Below are 20,083 nucleotides of genomic sequence, written 5' to 3'. Positions count from 1 at the left end.
CATGCGCTGGGTGTGTATTGTCTTCCCGCAATTGGCGCTGGACGGGGTGCTGCGTTCGCGCCCCGAGCCGGAGCAGCCATTGGCCCTGCTGGCCGGCACGCCGCAGCGGCGGGTGCTGCAAACCGTCAATGAGGCCGCACGCAAACTCGGCCTGCGTCCCGGCCAATCCCTGACGGCAGCCCATGCCTTGACCAAGGCGTTTGCCTGCGCCGAATACGACCCGGCGCAGATCGAGTACTGGCAGCAGTTTCTGGCCGCATGGGCCTACCGTTTCAGCTCCCAGGTCAGCGTGTTTTACCCACGGGCGTTGCTGTTCGAGATCGAGTCGAGCCTGGGCCTGTTCGGGCCCTGGCCGCTGCTTGAGGCACGCTTGCGCAAGGAGCTGACCGAACTGGGGTTTCGTCATCGCATCGTCGCCGCGCCGAACCCGGCGGCGGCGCGGATCCTGGCGAATGCCTACGACGGCCTGGCCGTGGCCGATGAGCCATGCCTGCAACAGGCCCTGGCGCCCATCCCCATCGACCGCGCCGGCCTCGACCCGCAGGCTGCCACCGCATTGTCACGCATGGGCTTGCGCACCCTGGCCCAGGTGCAGGCGTTGCCCCGGCATACCCTGGCCCGGCGTTTCGACGCGGCGCTGCTCAAGCACCTTGATGCACTGAACGGGCAACGGCCGCTGGCCCTGGCGTTCTACCAGCCGCCGGACCGTTTCGATGTGCGCATCGAGCTGAATTTTGATGTGTTATCCCACCAGGCCTTGCTGTTTCCCTTGCGCCGTTTGACCGGTGACCTGTCGGCGTTTCTGTGTGGCCGCGACAGTGGCGTGCAGCGTTTTGACCTGCACCTGGAACACGCCGCAGAACCCGACACCGTGATCAAGGTCGGCCTGCTCAGCGCCGAGCGCGACGCGGCGATGCTGTTCGAACTGGCCCGCGGTCGCCTGGAGCAAGTGCAAGTCACCTCGCCGGTGCGTGGCTTTCGCCTGGTGGCCCAGGACCTGCCGGTGTTTGTGCCCCAGCGCCAGGACCTGTTCGACGAGCGCCCGCAACAAACCCTGCCTTGGGAGCAACTGCGCGAACGCCTGCGGGCGCGGCTGGGAGACGAGGCGGTGCAAGGCCTGCGCTTTCACGCCGACCACCGCCCCGAATGCGCCTGGCAATCCGGTGCCGACACTCGCCCGTGCGCGCCCTCAAACAACCTGCAGCGTCCCGGCTGGTTGCTGCATGAACCAACACCCCTGGCCGAGCAAGGCCTGCAGATATTGATGGGCCCGGAGCGCATCGAATCCGGCTGGTGGGATGGCGCCGATGTGCGCCGTGATTACTACCTGGTGCGCACTCGCGCCGGGCAGCAGGGCTGGGCGTACCGCACCGTCGGCGAAAGCGGCGGGCTGTGGCTGCAAGGCTGGTTCGCATGAAGTACGCGGAACTGCATTGCCTGTCCAACTTCAGTTTTCAGCGTGGCGCCTCCAGCGCCAGGGAACTGTTTGAGCGAGCCAAACAGCAAGGCTACGAGGCGCTGGCAATCACTGATGAATGCACCTTGTCGGGCATCGTCCGCGCCTGGCAGGCGGCCAAGGCCGTCGAGTTGCCGCTGATCATCGGCAGCGAGATGCACCTCGAAAACGGCCCCAGGCTGGTGCTGCTGGTGGAGAACCTGGAGGGCTACCAGCACCTGTGCCGGCTGATCACCATCGCCCGCCGCCGTGCGGAAAAAGGTCACTACCGTCTGCTGCAGGAAGACTTCACCTGCGTGCAAGGCCTGTTGGCGTTATGGCTGGTCGACGACACCGACACCCAGGCCCATATCCAATGGCTGCGCAGCACGTTCACCGACCGCCTGTGGCTGGCCGTGGAGCTGCATTGCGGCCAGAACGATGCCCGCCACCTTGAGCAACGCCTGAACCTGGCCGCCAGCCTGCACTTGCCGGCGGTGGCCTGCGGCGATGTGCATATGCATGTGCGTGGCCGCCGCGCCCTGCAAGACACCATGACCGCGATCCGTCATCACGTCCCGGTGGCCGAGGCTGGCACGCGCCTGCATCCCAATGGCGAGCGCCACTTGCGCAGCCTCGAGGCATTGGCTGCGCTGTACCCGGCGCACTTGCTGGAAGAGTCCCTGAACATCGCCCGCCGCTGCACCTTTGACCTCGGCCAGTTGCGCTATCAATACCCGCGTGAACTGGTGCCAGAAGGGCAAACCCCGGAAACCTGGCTGCGCACCCTGACCGAAGAGGGCATTGCCCAGCGCTGGCCGAAAGGCGTGGACGCCAAGACCCTTCGGCAGATCAACGATGAGCTGAAGCTGATCAGCGAGCTGGGCTACGAAAGCTACTTCCTCACTGTGCACGACATTGTGCGCTTTGCCCGCAGCCGTTCGATCCTGTGCCAGGGCCGCGGCTCGGCGGCCAACTCGGCGGTGTGTTTTGCCCTGGGCATCACCGAGATCGACCCAAGCCTCACCAGCATGCTGTTCGAACGCTTCCTGTCCCGCGAACGCAACGAGCCGCCAGACATCGACGTGGACTTCGAACACGAACGCCGCGAAGAAGTGCTGCAATACGTCTTCCAACGCTACGGCCGCACCCGCGCCGCGTTGACGGCGGTGGTCAGCAGCTATCACGGTGCCGGCGCGGTGCGCGACGTGGCCAAGGCCCTCGGGTTGCCGCCGGACCAGGTCAACGCCCTGGCCGACTGCTGCGGCCGCTGGAGCGACGAAGCGCCGCCTCTGGAACGCCTGCGCGAAGGCGGCTTCGACCCTGACAGCCCGGTGCTGCGCAGGGTGCTCACACTCACTCAGCAACTGATCGGCTTCCCCCGGCACCTGTCCCAGCACCCCGGCGGTTTCGTGATTTCCGAACACCCGCTGGACACCCTGGTGCCGGTGGAAAATGCCGCCATGGCCGAGCGCACCATCATCCAGTGGGACAAGGACGACCTCGACGCGGTGGGCCTGCTCAAGGTGGATATCCTCGCGCTGGGCATGCTCAGTGCGATTCGCCGCTGCTTCGACCTGCTGCGCCGCCATCGCAACCGGGACCTGAGCCTGGCCTCGGTGCCCAAGGAAGACGCGGCGACCTACGCGATGATCAGCAAGGCCGACACCATTGGCGTGTTCCAGATTGAATCGCGGGCGCAGATGTCGATGTTGCCGCGTTTGCGGCCGAAAAAATTCTACGACCTGGTTATTGAGGTCGCCATCGTGCGCCCGGGCCCGATTCAGGGCGGCATGGTGCATCCGTACCTGCGGCGGCGAAACAACGAGGAAGAAACCACCTACCCATCGGCGGAACTCAAGTCCGTGCTGGAGCGCACCCTGGGCATCCCGCTGTTCCAGGAGCAGGTCATGCAGATCGCCATGGTCGCCGCCGATTACAGCCCCGGCGAGGCCGACCAGTTACGCCGCTCCATGGCCGCCTGGAAGCGCCACGGGGGCCTCGAACCCCACCAGCAACGCCTGCGCACCGGCATGCTGAAAAACGGTTACACCGAAGCCTTCGCCGCACAGATTTTCGAGCAGATCAAGGGCTTTGGCAGCTACGGATTTCCCGAGTCCCACGCCGCCAGTTTCGCCTTGCTGACCTACGCCAGTTGCTGGCTCAAATGTCACGAGCCGGCAGCGTTTGCCTGCGCCCTGATCAACAGTTGGCCCATGGGCTTCTACAGCCCGGACCAGATCCTGCAGGACGCCCGGCGCCATCATTTGCAGATCCGCCCGGTGGACGTGCAGGCCAGTGACTGGGATTGCAGCCTTGAACCGAACGACGGCCAGCAACCGGCCATTCGCATGGGCTTGCGGATGATCTGCGGGTTTCGCGAAGAGGACGGCTTGCGCATCGAAACGGCGCGCCAGGCCCGGGCGTTTTTTGACATTGCCGACTTGGGCGAACGGGCCCGGTTGGACACCCGCGCCCAGGAACTGCTGGCAGATGCCGGCGCCTTGCGTGGCCTGGCCGGGCATCGGCACCGGGCGCGCTGGGAAGTGGCCGGGGTGCAGAAGCAACTGGGCCTGTTCGCCGGGGTGGCCAGCCCTGAAGAGGCGGTGGTGGAACTGCCACAACCGACGGTGGGCGAGGATTTGTATGCCGACTACGCCAGCGTCGGCACCACCCTCGGTCCACATCCCCTGGCGTTGTTGCGCGATGAGCTGCGGGCACGGCGTTGCCGCAGTTCCCAAGAGTTGCTGTGGGTCGAGCATGGACGCAATGTGAGCGTCGCCGGTTTGGTCACCGGTCGACAACGCCCGGGCACCGCCAGCGGCGTCACCTTCGTCACCCTGGAAGATGAATTCGGCAATATCAACGTGGTGGTCTGGCGCGACTTGGCCGAGCGCCAACGCCAGGCGCTGGTGGGCTCGCGTTTGCTCAAGGTGGATGGGCGCTGGGAGGCGGTGGGGGAGGTTCGGCACCTGATCGCCGGGCGCCTGACCGACCTGACCCCGCTGCTGTCGGGTATCAGTGTGCGCAGCCGGGATTTTCGCTGAGCCGGCCCTTGCCCGTTCATCCGCGCATCAGCACTATGCAATGAAACCAACCGCTGCTGTCGGGCTCAAAGTTTTCATTGCCGCCCACCTTTTATCTTTTTGCAGAGCCGACCGATGCAGTTTTTATCGAATACCCACGGCTGTGAAGGCTGGGCTGGGGAAATGGCCCGGAGGATTCGTGCTTTCGACTGGTCCGCCACCGACCTCGGCCCGCTGGACCACTGGCACGGCAGCCTGGTGAGTGCCGTGCAGATGATGCTGGCCTCGCCGATGCCCATGGTGATGCTGTGGGGGCCGGCGGGTTACATGATCTACAACGATAGCTACTCGGTGTTTGCCGGTGGCCGTCACCCGTATCTGCTGGGGGTGCCGGTGGAACTGGGCTGGCCGGAAGTCGCCGACTTCAACCGCCATGTGGTCGACACCTGCCTGGCCGGCGGCACTTTGTCCTACCGCAATCTGCCCCTGGAACTGCTGCGCGACGGCCGCCCCGAAGAAGTCTGGATGGACCTGTATTACAGCCCCGTAGCCGGTGACGACCAGCGGCCGGGCGGGGTGTTGGCGATTGTGGTGGAGACTACCGAACATATGATCTCCGAACGCCTGCGCCAGGAGCTCACCCACAACCTGGAGCAGCGCGTCGCGGCGGAAGTGCAGGCCCGTTCCACCGCCGAAGAACAACTGCGCCAGTCGCAAAAGCTCGAGGCCATCGGCGGCCTGACCGGCGGCGTGGCCCATGACTTCAACAACCTGCTGCAAGTGGTCGCCGGCAACCTGCACCTGCTGGCCCGGCATGAACCGGACAACCCCCAGGTGCAACGCCGGGTCAGCGCCGCCATTGCCGCCGTGGAGCGCGGGGCCAAGCTGACCTCGCAACTGCTGGCGTTTGCCCGTCGCCAGCCGCTGTCGCCGGCGGTGTACAACCCGCTGCGCATCTACGAAGGCCTGGGGGAATTGCTGCAGCGGGCGCTGGGGGAAACCATCCACATTGACGTGCAACTGCCCCAGGATCCGTGGTGCATCCATGTCGACCGCAACCAACTGGAAAACGCCTTGCTCAACCTGGCGATCAACGCCCGGGACGCGATGAAAGGCGAGGGCGTGATTCGGATTACCGGCGAAAACATCATCCTCAATCCGCCGGACTGCATCGGTAAAAGCATCAACCCCGGCGAGTACGTACGCCTGGCCGTCACCGACAGCGGCGCCGGCATGTCGCCGACGATTCTGGCGCGGGCCTTCGAACCGTTCTTTACCACCAAGCCGGATGGCCACGGCACCGGCCTGGGGTTGAGCATGGTGTTCGGGTTTGTGCGGCAAAGTGGTGGGCATGTGGAGGTCGCGAGCGAGGAGGGCAGCGGCACCGTGGTGCAGATGTATTTCCCGCGCAGCCTTGCAGAGCCGCAAAGCCAGGAAGCGCCCGTCGAGCTCACCCAACACACCGGCGGCCAGGAGACGATCCTGGTGGTCGAGGACAACGAAGGCGTGCGCACCGCGGCGGTGGAACTGCTCGAACAATCCGGCTACACCGTGCTGACCGCCGAAGACGGCGACCGCGCCATGGGGATGCTGCGCGCCGGCCTGCAACCCGACCTGATCTTCACCGACGTGGTGATGCCGGGTCGGGTCAAAAGCACCGACCTGGCCGAATGGGCGCGGGAGCAAGTGCCGGCGGTGGCGGTGCTGTTTACCTCCGGGCACACCCGCGACATTCTTTCCAGCAACCACCTGCTGAGCCAGGATATTCACCTTCTGAGCAAACCCTATGGCCCGGATGAATTGGCGCAGCGAGTGCGCTCGGTGCTGAACTCCCGGATGATGTGACGAATGGAGATCCAGCCAGCAACACCAAACCACTGTGGGAGCCGGGCTTGCCCGCGATGGCGGAGTGTCAGGCACCCCATTCGGTAACTGGCACACCGTCATCGCGGGCAAGCCCGGTTCCCACAATTGATCTTCACTGACTTGAGCACACCGACAAGGTTACCCATGACTTCCCAGCGCAACCTGCCCCCCGACACCTCGCTCACCACCCAACGCCCAGGCTTCGTCCGGGTGCGGGGCGCCCGGGAGCACAACCTGCGCAACGTCGACGTCGACATCCCCCGCGATGCGCTGGTGGTGTTCACCGGTGTGTCAGGCTCCGGCAAATCCTCGCTGGCTTTTTCCACCGTCTACGCCGAAGCCCAGCGCCGCTACTTCGAATCCGTAGCACCCTACGCCCGCCGCCTGATCGACCAGGTGGGCGTACCGGATGTCGACTCCATCGAAGGCCTGCCACCCGCCGTGGCCCTGCAACAACAGCGCGGCACCCCCAGCACCCGCTCCTCGGTGGGCAGCGTCACCACCTTGTCCAGCCTGATCCGCATGCTCTACTCCCGCGCCGGCAGCTACCCGGCGGGGCAAGCGATGCTGTATGCCGAAGACTTTTCCCCCAACCTGCCACAAGGCGCCTGCCCGCAATGCCACGGCCTGGGCCGCGTCTACGAAGTGACCGAAGCCCTGATGGTGCCCGATCCCTCACTCACCATTCGCCAGCGCGCGGTCGCCTCCTGGCCGCTGGCGTGGCAAGGCCAGAACCAGCGCGACATCCTCGTCACCCTGGGCTACGACGTCGACGTCCCCTGGCGCGACCTGCCGAAAAAACAGCGCGACTGGATCCTCTTCACCGAAGAAACGCCCACTGCGCCGGTATATGCGGGTCTCACCCCGGCACAAACCCGAGACGCCCTAAAACGCAAACTGGAGCCGAGCTACCAGGGCACCTTCACCGGCGCCCGGCGCTACATCCTGCACACCTTCACCCACTCCCAAAGCGCCCTGATGAAAAAGCGCGTTTCGCAATTCATGCAAGGCAGCCCGTGCCCGCTGTGCGAAGGCAAGCGCCTGAACAAGGCCGCGCTGTCGGTGAAATTTGCCGGGGTGGACATTGGCGAGCTGTCGCAAATGTCCCTGCTGCAACTCGCCGAACTGCTGCGCCCGGTGGCCGAAGGGCAGGGCGATAAAAAACTCTCCGTGGAAAAACGCCTGGCTGCCCAGCGCATCGCCCAGGACCTGCTGGAGCGCGTCAGCACCCTGACCGACCTTGGCCTGGGCTACCTGGCCCTGGAACGCAGCACGCCGACCCTGTCCTCCGGTGAACTGCAACGCCTGCGCCTGGCCACCCAACTGGGCTCACAACTGTTCGGCGTGATCTACGTGTTGGACGAACCGTCCGCCGGCCTGCACCCCGCCGACGGCGAAGCGCTGTTCGCCGCCCTCGACCGATTGAAGGCCGCCGGCAACTCCCTGTTCGTGGTGGAACACGACCTGGAAACCATGCGCCGCGCCGACTGGCTGATCGACGTCGGCCCGGCTGCCGGCGAGCACGGCGGCCAGGTCCTGTACAGCGGCCCGCCCGCAGGCCTCGCGCAGATCGAAGCATCGCAAACCCGCGAATACCTGTTCGCCGAAAAGCGCCCGGTGAGCCAACCACCGCGCCAACCCACCGGCTGGCTGAGCCTGGAAGGCGTCACGCGCAACAACCTCAACGACCTGAGCGTGAGCTTCCCCTTGGGCTGCTTCACCGCCGTCACCGGCATCTCCGGCTCGGGCAAATCCAGCCTCGTCAGCCAGGCGCTTTTGGAACTGGTAGGCGCAGGCCTGGGCCGTGTGGTGGAAACCGAAGACGAACCCAGCCTCGAAGACGACGCCCCGCAAACCAGTGGCGGACGCATCAGCGGCGGCCTGGAACACATCCGCCGCCTGGTACAAGTGGACCAGAAACCCATCGGCCGCACACCGCGCTCCAACCTCGCGACCTACACCGGCCTGTTCGACAACGTACGCAAACTGTTCGCCGCCACACCGGCGGCGAAAAAGCGCAATTACGACGCGGGGCAGTTCTCCTTCAACGTCGCCAAAGGGCGCTGCCCGAATTGCGAAGGCGAGGGTTTTGTCAGCGTCGAATTGCTGTTCATGCCCAGCGTGTACGCCCCATGCCCGACGTGCCATGGCGCGCGGTACAACCCGGATACGTTAGCGATCAAGTGGCAAGGATTGACCATCGCCCAAGTGCTGGGGCTGACGGTTGAACAGGCGGTTGAGGTGTTTGCCGAAGAGCCGGGCGTGCTGCGCTCGCTGCAAGTGCTGCGGGATATCGGGCTGGGGTATTTGCGCCTTGGCCAGCCGGCCACCGAGTTGTCGGGCGGGGAGGCGCAGCGGATCAAGCTGGCGACCGAGCTGCAGCGCAATGCTCGCGGCGCCACGTTGTACGTGCTGGATGAGCCGACTACCGGGTTGCATCCGCGGGATGTGGACCGGTTGTTGAGACAGCTCAATCACCTGGTGGAGGCGGGGCATACGGTGATTGTGGTGGAGCATGAAATGCGCGTGGTGGCGCAGAGTGATTGGGTGATTGATATCGGGCCAGGGGCAGGGGATCGCGGCGGGAAGGTGGTGGTGAGTGGCACCCCGCAGAAAGTTGCGAAGAGCAAGAGCAGCCGGACTGCGCCGTTTTTGGGGCGGGAGTTGGGATAGTTTGTGGCGTTTTGCCCTAAGCTGCAGCTCAGGTAGTCTCAAACCCGGCCCCCAGGTTTTTCGTCGTGTAACTCATGGAGCTTTCTGAGGGCAGTACGCCGCTTTACCAACGATTGACCCGGTATGCCCTACCGGTTCGCAATTTCACCACAAGGAAATAAAGGATGAACAAGTGGTTACTGGCGTTCGCCGCGATGCTATCGCTGGGCGGCTGCGCCACCCCTTCCAACATGATTGATCGCGCTGATGAACGAAAGCCCATCGATCCGCAAAAAGCCATTATTGTCGGTTTTGTTTCCGAGGGCTTTCTCACTCAGCCCCACGGGCTGTATGTACTGCTCAAATATCAGGATCCGAACCCCCAAGCGATAGCGACACGCATCGCACTTACCACCCTGGACCAGAACAACGAAGTTCTTGGCAAACCGCATATCATGGGCAATACCTTCGTATACGAAGTACCTGCGGGCACCTATGACGTCACCCACTGGTTCTACCGTTTTTATGACGGGTTCAGTGCCGATCAGAAAAAACCGCTGACCTTCAGCGTCAAGCCTGGGGACGTCGCCTATATCGGCAACTTCCACGCAAACTCGCTGACGATGTGCCTTTCCAATACTGATGACTTTGCAAAGGCCGTTATCGATATCAAAAAGGCTCACCCCTTCCTGGCCAACGTGGCGATAACGAACCTGTCCCATGACCTGCAATTTCCAGGCTGGCCGAATACAAAGGCCACGGATGTGTTTGGAAAAGGGTTGTGCAAGGTGCAGTAACGCCGGATGGTTTGGCGTTGTCCGCTGCTTGTGGCTAAGAGCGGTCCTTTGCACTCACTGGCCGCGATCACCGCGTCCAGTGTCATAGCGTTTCGAATAGGAAGCGCCCATCAGATAGAAACACCCGCCCGCCACGATAAACGCTGCGAGCATATAGAACATGAAATGCGCCGGCTGCGATGCCAGGGCAAATCCGCACAACACCGGCCCCAGCGCACCGCCGAGGCTGGACAGGTTTTGCGCGCCGTAATACATGCCGCGCAAGTGCTCCGGCGCGATGCGGTCGATGAACATGTACTCGGCCGGGAACACGATAATTTCGCCCACGGTGAATATCCCCACGGCCAACGCCCAATGCAACACGGTGGTGGACAACGCAAAACCGACGACGCCCAGCAGAAACAGACTGAAGCCCGCCGTCAGCCATTGATTCAAATGCTCGTTGGTAATGCGCTTGCCCACCATGTATTGGAGGCAGATCACCACCGTCGCATTAACCGCCACCACCGAGCTGATGACCTGGTAGGTAAATTCCGGGGTGCTTGTAGTCACCAGGTATTGGGAGATGTAGCCGGTGAACTGGCCGAACGCCACAGCGCTCAACGCGCCGCCAACCGTGAAGCAGACCAGGCGATAGTCCTTGAGCAGAATGCGCCCCACCGCGACGAACGACACCGGTGCATTGGCCGGGTCGGCGGAGCTGAGGCTCCTGTCGCCCCACACCATATAAGTCACGAAGAAGCCCATGCCGAGGATCGCAGATATCAAGAACGGCAGTTTCATATCCATGTGCGCGAGCCCGGCGCCAATGAACGGCCCCACCGCGTAACCCACGTTGATCAGGGTGTAGCGCACCGAAAACACTTTGCCGCGTTCGGCTTCCGGCAGCAGTTTGCCAAACGCGGCCTTGACCACAATGTCGATAACCGAATAGGCGAAATTGAACGACACCAGAAACAGGAAAAACAGCCACAGGTGCGACGTGACGCACATACCGATGAAGCCCACGGTGAAGAAACCCGTGAAACTCAGGATCAATCGATAGCTGGAAATCTTGTCAGTCAGGTAACCGCCGTAAAGGCTTAGCAACGAGCCGACAAGCATCGCACCGCCCACCACCAGGCCGATGTCGCTGATACCCAACGTGAAGTTGGATGACAGATAAATCACCATATACGGCAGGGTAATGGCGCGCCCCAGTGTCAGAAACAACGCCGACGACAGCAGCAGATTGACCGAAAACGGGTAGTGTCTGAAGGCGGCGAGCATCAGAGTGGGTTCCTGTAATGGGCAGTATCAGGGCTGAGTCATATATCGTTACATATCCTACTTTGACTTGACAGCGGGATCTGTCAGCTGGAAAGCCACAACATCTTTTTAAAGTGCTTCCAGGTTTTGACCTGCGATGTGTACATGAAGTGCTCCCTGCGGATTGACGGTCAAGAGCGCCGTTTTTTCAGCGCAAACGGGCCGGCGCGAAAGTGGCTGCACAAACAGCAACCATCCAATACCAGGCCCGGTCGGCTTATTGCCCGGCCTGGCTGACAGGGGTAACGCTGCGGGTGTGATAATCGCCCGACGAGTCCTGGATGCAGTAATTCGGGGACATCGGTTTTTCCTTGGCGGCGGCCTTTTCTCTCCCGATGTGTCGCACGTACAGTCTGCCCTGTTATTCTGATTCAGCAATCTGACGTGTAGATAAGATGCTATTCGGCATCAAGTGACAGGAATGTCGGCTAATTGATAGTTAGGGAAAACTGAGTATGCGTCGCTTAATAGCCAGCGGGTTTGTGTTTGTCAGCATTGCGATATTCTGTTCCGGCTGCACATCTTATTCGTCCCAGCCGACAATCAACGAACCCGCTGAACCCGAAACAAAAGAAATCGTCTCCAGCTTCAGTTACGCAATAAACTCCCCATGGAAAGACAGTCGCTTCGGCAAGGACGCATACGCTGCGACACTCAAAGTTATTCCCGATGCACAGGATAAGGGCTCCAGCCTTGCCGCCCCGACCCTGCCGGCATTAGAAATAGAGATCTCGGAATTCTCATCTGGCGGCGCTTGCGGACAAGAATACTTGACGGGCCTGAGTCTGGGTTTGATCCCCAGTTGGTGTACGCGGACAAACCTTTTCAAGTTTGATTTTATATTGAATAAGGATCAGCGCTTTTGCAGGCAGAAAACCTACTCGATCAACTCCACGTCGTTTTCACATCTCACGATGATTCCGTTTGCACTATTCAATACGGACAATCAGCCATTGACGCTCTATCAGGCGGCGCTTAAAGATTTTCTTCGGATAGGTCAATGTGCGACGCGTTGAGAGGCCTGTTAACAGGCTTTGTTTTGCGGCTACGAGGGGCTCATTCGAGGCGTTGGGACGTTCGAAATTTATCTTAGGTGAGCGGCAGCTTTTGGCCGTTTTCTGCACGTCGTGAGAGTCAGAAAACGGCCAGATGCAGACATCTAAAGCGTCTACTAAACTCGGGGCGATTCAGGTTTTGGGTTGGAACATCCGTAGATGAGTGACCGCGCCTTTCACCTCAGCGATGCCTCCCAGTGAGCGCGCGTCAGTCCGTAACACTTCGCCAAGGCCGGCTTGGCGGATATTTTCAGTTCGGCGTCATACAAATGCACTGCGCCCAACTTCAGCGTGGCCGTTTGCGAACGAATGTTTGTAGGCGCTATGTGGAAATAGACGATGTCGTAAGCCCGGAATGCATGCTCCAGCATCAACTGCTTAAGCTCGCGGTTGGCATCGCCACCCCACTTCGCACGCACCAGAAAGGTAAACCCGATGGCTATGCTGTTCGGTAGATCCGGTGGCGTGTAGTAGCTTGACGTGCCAACGATATCCCCTGAGTCAATATCAGTGACCGCGAGCGCTTTCTTCGTGGCGAGTAGAGAGGCGAAGTACACCTCGAACACATCGCGTTTATAACGATCCCTGGCGGGATGGCCGTCCCAGATGTGTGGATCAGCCGCTGCCTGAAACATAGCGTCAAGATCACTGTCTGCCAGAGGTTTAAGCCTCAGGGTGCTGCCGCGCAGATCGGGTTGGCAATCGAAGTCGTGGGCGGACATGGGGTTCTTTCCGAGTGGCCAAGGGGGATGGAGCCAGTCTAGAGCGGCAGTTTGATAAAGAAAGATCCAATGTGAAGGGTAATGAGGGGGCCATCACTGTAGAAAAATGGACGGATTTATTTTCCGGTTGGAAAGCGCCCTCTGTGGGTTAGACGACGTTTAATAATAGTGTCTGCCCCCCTAATTTCCCCTAACCGAGAGCTGTTGTTGAATTGCCGTCATAAAGCGGCCACGAAAGGCCATTATCGGCCAATAGCAAACGCCCCCGCACCGACATCTTTCAACCACCCACCAAGCGATACAGCGCCTGAGCATGAGATGCCGCCAGCCCAGTGCGCTGCAAATTACGCCGACTCTGCGAACCGGGAAGCGCTGTCGCGGCAATCACAAGACTGCCGTGCTTCTTTGCTTGCTCTATCCGGTGAGATATCAGGGCTCCATGGTAGCCCAGGCCTCGTGCGTTTTTTCGGGTGGCGGCCGTCCCCAGGTAGGCAACACCATTGCTGGCCAGGTACATCAACGCGCCTGCAACGACCTGCCCATCAGCTTTAAGGACGTAGATCTTCAGACGATCATTTGACATCAGCCCTGCAAACGAAGCCTGGCTCAACTGACGATGTTCTGGCTTGGTATGAAAGCTACTCGCATGAACCGCTGCGAACTCCGGAAGAGAATCTGAAGTGGCCTCTTCGATGTCGAATGATTGGGGATTCAACACCGCATTCTCGATAGGGCACATCAGCTGCAGGTGCGTCCACCCCCTCAAGCGCTCCATTCGCTGCTCCCCCGCAAAAGCGTACTGCTCCAACGTCGAGGCCTTGCCGATAAGAGGCGTTACTGTCGAATACGCTGCTGACTCCTTGAGCAGGCTCAGCAGTGACTGAGGGTTGCCAGTGTGATCACCGTAGATGCGGTTGAACATCGGACTCGGTGTTGCCTTCACTTGAAAGCACGGAAAAGCCCCGTTGGAAAACACACGCGCACCAAAAGGATTGCCACTCACCCGCGACAAGCTCTCAACGCGTGAACACAAGTACTCGCTTTCTGCGGCCTCGATCGCATGAGCCAATTCAACATCCATGTGCACAGTTCCTCTGCAAGATTTCCAAGGAAGGTAGCGGTAAATCAAACACTGCGCACCTGCAAAGTCGCCTGCCAGTCGATCGCCTGTTCGCAGCGGTTCTCCTCCCAGTACTAAAGGAGGAGCCAATGCCCGCTAAAGGACCATTTCGGCCTGGCGCCAGAGGTTTAGGCTCAGCTTCGTGATCGTCAACGATGACAACAAGACGCACCGCACCCCTGCGATATGAGTAGAAAACCTCACCTGACTCCCGCGTTTCCAGAATAAAAAGAGGAATTATCATGAGCAGCACCTTCTTCATTCCATCCGTGAACATGATGGGCATTGGCAGCCTCGACGAGGCGATGCTCGCAATCCGCAAGTACGGGTTCCGCAAAGCCCTGATCGTCACCGATGCCGGCCTGGCCAAAGCCGGCGTGGCTGCCAAGGTCGCCGGCCTGTTGGCCCAGCAAGACATCGACTCCACCCTGTTTGACGGCGCCAAACCGAACCCCACCGTCAGCAATGTCGAGAAAGGCCTTGAACTGCTGGGCCGCAGCGACTGCGATTTCATTATTTCCCTGGGCGGCGGTTCACCCCATGACTGCGCCAAGGGCATTGCCCTGTGCGCCGCCAACGGCGGGCACATCAGTGACTACGAAGGCGTGGACCAATCCGCCAAGCCACAAATGCCACTGATCGCGATCAACACCACCGCCGGAACGGCGAGTGAAATGACCCGCTTCTGCATCATCACTGACGAAGTCCGCCACGTGAAAATGGCCATCGTCGACCGCAACGTCACACCTCTGTTATCGGTCAACGACCCTTCGCTGATGGCCGCCATGCCCAAAGGCCTGACCGCCGCCACCGGCATGGACGCACTGACCCACGCGGTGGAAGCCTACGTGTCGACAGCGGCCACGCCGATCACCGACGCCTGTGCACTCAAGGCCATCGAATTGATCTCGGCCAACCTGCGCACCGCCGTTGCCCAGGGTAACGACATGACCGCCCGGGAAAACATGGCCTATGCGCAATTCCTTGCCGGCATGGCCTTCAACAATGCGTCGCTGGGTTATGTGCACGCCATGGCGCACCAACTGGGCGGCTTCTACGACCTGCCTCACGGCGTGTGCAACGCGATCCTGCTGCCCCATGTGTCGAGCTTCAACGCCAGCGTAGGCCCGGCCCGGTTTAAAGACATCGCCCATGCGATGGGGGTGGAGACTCAGCATCTGGATGCGCAGAAGGGCGCTGCGGCGGCGATTACGGCTATCCGCAAACTGTCGGCGGATGTGGGGATTCCGAGCGGCCTCGTCGAGTTGGGCGTCAAGGCTGACGATATTCCGACCCTGGCAGCCAATGCCATGAAAGATGCCTGCGGCTTTACCAACCCGCGTCCTGCCAATCAGGACGAGATTGAGCAGATCTTTCATACGGCGATGTGATTGATGTGAAGTGACGTGAGAGAAAACGCCCCGCCTTCGGTTGAAGTGCGGGGCGTTTTGGTTTGGCGGGGGCAGTAGCGGCGGGCTGGGTTTTTAAATTGTGGGCTGTCCGTGAAATTTGGATATGGTCAGACCGGGAGGCGGAATTGCTTGCGTAAGCTCTTAGCCTTCGAGTGAGAAAAAACGCCCATGAGTGCGTGGAAGGACACTCACTGAACCGTCGCGGGTTCGGCCCTGAGTAGCCATCCAAAGCAAACGCTACGATCTTGATAAGTGTTTGGGATTACCAGCGAAATGGCCCTATAGAATGCGTCGAAAATGGATCTTTTACCGATCCATTTATCTTCTATAGTCGCCCAACGCCCCAAGCATTTAACCTCGGTCATTAGTTCGGCGATGGGGTCGGGGATCCTCATTTGCGGAAGTTGATATGAATTATAAAAACGGCTCTATCAGTATCGGCGTGTCTGCCCTTTTAGTGTTGTCAGTTTTGCGTTTGTCCACTAACCAACCGCCTACCCGGGAAGAGTTTGTAAAGTATCCATCTCTCCGACAGAAATGGTTCACGATATGCGACGCACGCAGCAACCTTGCCGAGCTCAATGATGAAGGCTGCAAGCATTTACGCGAATGGCAGGCGGCCACCAAATTTCCTGTACTGGACAATTTGATGAATCAAAACCTGGGTAAGTAGCTAGCTGCCCCTATGACTTTTTCAGTTGCCTGGAGCATCCCGTTTGAATCCGGAACTCATCATCTCCCCGCACGACGGATCCATCCGAATTCAGCGAAATGAGTCCTGCATTGTGATCGACAGCACCCTCACCGCAGATACGGCTGTGGCGGAACTGGCACCGTTCTATCTGTCGGAACTGGATCATGGAAATGGCTACGTGTGGAACTCGTACAGCGGCATCAACATCAACGGTATTCCAGGCTCTTTTGCGCTGTGTTTTTATGCGGGGCGTTTGATGGAAGTCCATTTAGGCTTATCCAACTCGAACGAGGCCACCCGTAACGTGTGGCCTTCACAAGCGTCAGTTGAGCGGGACGTCGCCTTACTCCGAGAGGCGTTGATGCAACAGCTATCTCGGCCCTTTGAGAGCGGCACAGAGACGTTCCCATGGGGCAGTGCGTGGGCTGTTTTTGATGCAAAGGCATTTTTGCCCAGCGCAGGCGTCAGGTACCGACTGCCTGAGATATCCATTTAGGCGAGGCTTCTGTGCCCTCTACCTGCGCCCCTCAATGCTGCGCACCAACGCCCCAAAGAGGTCACCCCGCGGCATCTCGCTCAAGGGAATATTCGCGTTCTCAAACCACTCCCGATCCGCCTCAGGGTGCGGTCCACTCAGCACCACGACCCCGTTTTCATACGGGTAACGCGCTGCCGCCACATCACCATTCTGGTAGGTCGCAATGGTAGAAGAAGGCACGGTCGCGTCAGGCTTGGGAAAGTAAGGTCCATCCTGATAAAAGACGCTATCGGCTTTCCCATCCCACACAACCTGCACCGCCGCGTCCGCAATGCCCGCGACTTCAAACCCAGGCCTGCCCGCCTCTGAATCAAGGTCGTAGGGTATCAGGCCAAAGTTGCTGTTATCGGCAAGATAAGCGCCCATACACAGCCCCAGGTAGCGCCCACCCTGGGCGACAAAGTCACGAATGGCTTGCACCCGCGCATCCCCCAAACTATCAAGCGCCGCAGGGATGTCCTGACCGCCACCGGGTTGAACGTAGAGGTCATATTGAGCGAGGCTTTGCGGCGTGATGTCGATCGATTCATCGGCACCTACAAAGTCAATCTGGGCATCCGGGCGGACGCGCAGCAGGGCTGTTTTAACATTCTCTGAACATCCCTCGCAGCCCGCGGGGCCTCGGTAGATAGCGACATGGGTGATGGGTGTTGCGGCGTGCACCGAGTAAGGAAGCAGCGTGAAAAACGCAAAAAGCGTCGCGGCGATGGCAGGCAGGTTCATGGCTGTAGAGTCGTCTTAAAGCTGATTGGGTCCGATCCGGACTTTGCGAGTCAAAGACTAAAGCTAACAGCCACTTGAAGGAGTTAACATTTGTAAATCGGCTAGGGAAACAAGCACCGGCCCATGCTCCCACTCACTGATGAAACCGGCGCCCCAGCGCATCCAACCGCACTGCAATCGGCGGCAACCGCTCACTGCTCCTGGCCAGCGTTTCCACATCCTGCGCCGTATTCTGCGCGATGCTCTGCACCGATTGCAGCCGTCCCACAATCTCCACATTCGCCGTGGATTGCTCTCGGGTGGTCGACACAATCCGACCATTCAACTGATCGATCTGCGAAATGTCATTGCCCACCGCCCGCAGCATCTCCACTGCCAGCTGACTGTCTTCCACGCAACGCTCCACGCCTTGGCGGCTGTCGTGCATGGCTTCAACCGCCCGCCGGCTGCCGTGTTGCAACCCCTCAATAATCGTCTTGATCTCCTGGGTCGATACCGCCGTGCGCTGCGCCAGGCTGCGTACCTCATCGGCGACCACCGCAAACCCGCGCCCTTGCTCACCCGCACGGGCGGCTTCGATGGCGGCGTTGAGGGCCAGCAGGTTGGTCTGGTTGGCGATGCTGTTGATGACCTCCAGCACCGAGCCGATCTGTTCGGCCTGCACGGCCAGCCCTTGCACCGTCTCGTTGGTGTCGTGGAGGCGGGTGGCGAGTTGGGTGATTTCCTGCTGGGCGCGGCCGACGCTTTCCTGGCCACGGATGATCTGCTGGCTGGCTTGCCCCGCGTGCTCGACGGCATGCTCCACGTGCACAGCGATATGGCCCATGGCATCTTCCATGCGCTGCATGGAACCGGTCATTTGCGCGATTTCCGCCAGTTGATGGCGCGCGCCTGTTTCCAGGGTGCCGCTGGCGTGGGCCAGTTCCTTGCCGAGTTGGCCGAGGCCGTGGGAGTCGCGGGCGACGCCGTCGATCAGGCCGGTGATCTGGGTTAGAAAGTGGTCGAAACGGGTGGCAAGGGAGACATGCACTTTTTCCGCGTTGCCCTTGACGGCCTCACCGCTGAACCGGGTGGTGACGGCGAGCATTTTTTCGAGCATTTCCTGGCTTTCTACCGCTTCGGTCTGGCTGTGCACTGCGAGGTAGAGCAGGGCGACCGTCTCCATCACCACGTAGAACGCGTGGACGAAAATCATGCTCCAGCCACCGTGATGCTCCATCACAAACAGCGGGAAACCCTGGTGCTGCAAGGCATGGAACACCACGTGATGCACCGCGATAGTGACGGCGGCCACCAGGATGGGGAGCCAGTCGCGGTAGAACGTCAGCACCGCCAGCAGCGCGAAGATACCGAAGTGCGATTCGATGACGCCCTCGGCCTGGTTGATGTGCAATGCGGCCATGACCATCAGGCCAACGCCAAGCGCGCAACGCATCAGGCGAGTGCCGCCGATGACGCGATAGGCCAGGGTCAGCACCACGCTGGTGCCGCCGCCTATGAAGAGCGCTTGGAGCAGCGTGTCGTGCCAGAACGCCAGGCCCAGGGAGAACAGGGCCATCAGCCAGATCAGGGCGAGCATGATGCGGTCGGCTTTGCGGTAGTGCTCGGAGAAGCGGGCTTGGGCAGGCATTCACTCGTACTCCATGTGGGCGGGCCGGGGTGAGGCAAGCATGCGACGTGCCATACGGGCATGCGGGGAGCGAATCGGGTGTGGGGGAGCGGGGGTTGATTGGTGGTAGGAGGTTATCGGCGGTGTTGGGTGGGGCTTTAGGCCGAAGACGACCTTTAGGCGCCTCTCGCAAAAGGCAGCCATCGGCCAAAAGCGGACCGCCGGCGCGGTTCTGGTTCAGCCCGATAGTCAAGGCTCACAGCATGCGACTGCATATCTAAAGTCATTCTGGCTTATTGCTTACACCTATATCCCTATAGGCCCCCTCTCATTTTCCGTGAACACAAGGTACACCAAGTAAGCTGGGGCTAGCTCTGGCTTTTTTGGTGACGTACTATGTCAGGATTGATTGTAAATCATGGCTTAGAGTGACATATGCCTAAAGCCATTGTTATCGAAGACGAGCAGCTTGAGCATGCTGTGAAGGTCGCCAAAGTGAGCAGCCCGGAGAACGGCGGTCGTGATGCGGCGCTGCTGCTTACATGCTTTGGAACCGGCATGACCGTGACGGAGATCTGCCGCCTTCGCGTGAGCGACTACCTCACCGAGTCCGGCGCTGTGCTGATCGACTCCCATGTGCGTGCAGAAATCGCCTACAACCATCGTTCCAGGCCGCTGTGCTGGACGAGCAAGAAGTTGACCAATGCTATAGACGCTCACCTTGCCGAACGCCTCGCACGCGGTCATGGTGTCTCAACCAGAGTGAAGGCCTTTCGCGGCCTAGATCCTGACTCACCGCTGTTTGTATCCGGTCGTACTGGCGAAGGCTTGAAGATCAGCGCTCAGCGGCGCGACGGTAAAACGTACTACAGCGCGAACCAACTCAGCCGACTTTATACAAGGTTGTTTGGTCTTGCTGGCATTGAAGGGGCCAGCGCGCAGTCAGGGCGACGGACGCTTGCGGTAAAGCTCAAACGCCGTGGTATCGACTTGAGACATATAAGCGAGATTTTGGGTATCGAAAGCTTGGAGGCGGTCAAGAAGCTCTGTGCGAGCGATCCTGCCCGATTGGGCGATATTGTGCGAAGAATTATTTGATGGCTACCAGAATAACGGCGGACCAGCT

The 20,083-nt window shown here is 60.4% G+C and carries 15 protein-coding genes; 10 read left to right on the top strand and 5 right to left on the bottom strand.

The genetic code is table 11. The features are described from left to right. Nucleotide 1 precedes the first annotated feature (1 nt). The 5 genes from V3W39_RS13750 to V3W39_RS13730 all read left to right on the top strand — a co-directional run bounded on the left by V3W39_RS13750 (nucleotide 2) and on the right by V3W39_RS13730 (nucleotide 9,776). A complete protein-coding gene (locus V3W39_RS13750) occupies nucleotides 2–1,417 on the top strand; it encodes a Y-family DNA polymerase (protein ID WP_177042527.1) in 1,416 nt (471 codons plus the stop codon). Next, the gene (locus tag V3W39_RS13745; RefSeq protein ID WP_330212787.1) at nucleotides 1,393–4,482 is read left to right on the top strand and encodes an error-prone DNA polymerase; all 3,090 of its coding nucleotides are present in this window, start codon (nucleotides 1,393–1,395) and stop codon (nucleotides 4,480–4,482) included. The genes V3W39_RS13750 and V3W39_RS13745 overlap by 25 nt, the downstream gene beginning before the upstream one ends. Before the next feature lie 114 nt (nucleotides 4,483–4,596). After that, nucleotides 4,597–6,306 (top strand): ATP-binding protein, encoded by a 1,710-nt coding sequence (locus V3W39_RS13740; RefSeq protein WP_330212786.1) that lies wholly within the window; start codon nucleotides 4,597–4,599, stop codon nucleotides 6,304–6,306. Between the two features lie 165 nt (nucleotides 6,307–6,471). Next, nucleotides 6,472–9,000 carry an excinuclease ABC subunit UvrA gene (gene uvrA / locus V3W39_RS13735; protein ID WP_330212785.1) on the top strand — a complete coding sequence of 843 codons (2,529 nt, stop codon included), beginning with the start codon at nucleotides 6,472–6,474 and terminating at the stop codon, nucleotides 8,998–9,000. Nucleotides 9,001–9,164: 164 nt separating this feature from the next. Next, complete coding sequence (locus tag V3W39_RS13730) at nucleotides 9,165–9,776, top strand: hypothetical protein (protein WP_259197620.1); 612 nt, start codon at nucleotides 9,165–9,167, stop codon at nucleotides 9,774–9,776. 54 nt (nucleotides 9,777–9,830) lie between these two features. Here V3W39_RS13730 and V3W39_RS13725 read toward each other — a convergent pair whose 3' ends face one another. Beyond that, a complete protein-coding gene (locus tag V3W39_RS13725) occupies nucleotides 9,831–11,045 on the bottom strand; it encodes an MFS transporter (RefSeq protein ID WP_177076946.1) in 1,215 nt (404 codons plus the stop codon). A gap of 494 nt (nucleotides 11,046–11,539) precedes the next feature. Between V3W39_RS13725 and V3W39_RS13720 the strand changes: the two genes are divergently transcribed. After that, on the top strand, nucleotides 11,540–12,100 hold the full coding sequence (locus V3W39_RS13720) for a hypothetical protein (protein WP_177042520.1): 561 nt from the start codon (nucleotides 11,540–11,542) through the stop codon (nucleotides 12,098–12,100). A 215-nt stretch (nucleotides 12,101–12,315) separates the two neighbouring features. Here V3W39_RS13720 and V3W39_RS13715 read toward each other — a convergent pair whose 3' ends face one another. Together V3W39_RS13715 and V3W39_RS13710 are read right to left on the bottom strand one after the other, a co-directional pair. Then, the gene (locus V3W39_RS13715) at nucleotides 12,316–12,861 is read right to left on the bottom strand and encodes a GNAT family N-acetyltransferase (RefSeq protein ID WP_330212784.1); all 546 of its coding nucleotides are present in this window, start codon (nucleotides 12,859–12,861) and stop codon (nucleotides 12,316–12,318) included. Nucleotides 12,862–13,141: 280 nt separating this feature from the next. Next, nucleotides 13,142–13,942, bottom strand: a complete 801-nt coding sequence (locus V3W39_RS13710) for a GNAT family N-acetyltransferase (RefSeq protein ID WP_330212783.1) — start codon at nucleotides 13,940–13,942, stop codon at nucleotides 13,142–13,144. A gap of 281 nt (nucleotides 13,943–14,223) precedes the next feature. Between V3W39_RS13710 and yiaY the strand changes: the two genes are divergently transcribed. The 3 genes from yiaY to V3W39_RS13695 all read left to right on the top strand — a co-directional run bounded on the left by yiaY (nucleotide 14,224) and on the right by V3W39_RS13695 (nucleotide 16,583). Next, the gene (gene yiaY, locus V3W39_RS13705) at nucleotides 14,224–15,372 is read left to right on the top strand and encodes an L-threonine dehydrogenase (protein WP_177042509.1); all 1,149 of its coding nucleotides are present in this window, start codon (nucleotides 14,224–14,226) and stop codon (nucleotides 15,370–15,372) included. 430 nt (nucleotides 15,373–15,802) lie between these two features. Beyond that, nucleotides 15,803–16,066 (top strand): hypothetical protein, encoded by a 264-nt coding sequence (locus tag V3W39_RS13700; RefSeq protein ID WP_177019859.1) that lies wholly within the window; start codon nucleotides 15,803–15,805, stop codon nucleotides 16,064–16,066. A gap of 43 nt (nucleotides 16,067–16,109) precedes the next feature. After that, nucleotides 16,110–16,583, top strand: a complete 474-nt coding sequence (locus tag V3W39_RS13695) for a hypothetical protein (protein ID WP_330212782.1) — start codon at nucleotides 16,110–16,112, stop codon at nucleotides 16,581–16,583. 18 nt (nucleotides 16,584–16,601) lie between these two features. On the opposite strand, the gene V3W39_RS13690 is transcribed toward V3W39_RS13695, so the two are convergent. Together V3W39_RS13690 and V3W39_RS13685 are read right to left on the bottom strand one after the other, a co-directional pair. Further along, nucleotides 16,602–17,348 (bottom strand): BPL-N domain-containing protein, encoded by a 747-nt coding sequence (locus tag V3W39_RS13690; protein WP_330212781.1) that lies wholly within the window; start codon nucleotides 17,346–17,348, stop codon nucleotides 16,602–16,604. Between the two features lie 133 nt (nucleotides 17,349–17,481). Next, nucleotides 17,482–18,978, bottom strand: a complete 1,497-nt coding sequence (locus V3W39_RS13685; protein ID WP_330212780.1) for a methyl-accepting chemotaxis protein — start codon at nucleotides 18,976–18,978, stop codon at nucleotides 17,482–17,484. Between the two features lie 414 nt (nucleotides 18,979–19,392). On the opposite strand from V3W39_RS13685, the gene V3W39_RS13680 reads away from it, so the two are divergent. Beyond that, nucleotides 19,393–20,055 (top strand): site-specific integrase, encoded by a 663-nt coding sequence (locus tag V3W39_RS13680; RefSeq protein WP_318302034.1) that lies wholly within the window; start codon nucleotides 19,393–19,395, stop codon nucleotides 20,053–20,055. Nucleotides 20,056–20,083: the final 28 nt, after the last annotated feature.

The sequence above is a fragment of the Pseudomonas sp. Z18(2022) genome (assembly GCF_036346535.1).
GTDB classification, from domain to species: domain Bacteria; phylum Pseudomonadota; class Gammaproteobacteria; order Pseudomonadales; family Pseudomonadaceae; genus Aquipseudomonas; species Aquipseudomonas yamanorum_A.
Note: the sequence above shows the minus strand (reverse complement) of the source record. Positions and strands in the feature narration are given on the sequence as shown.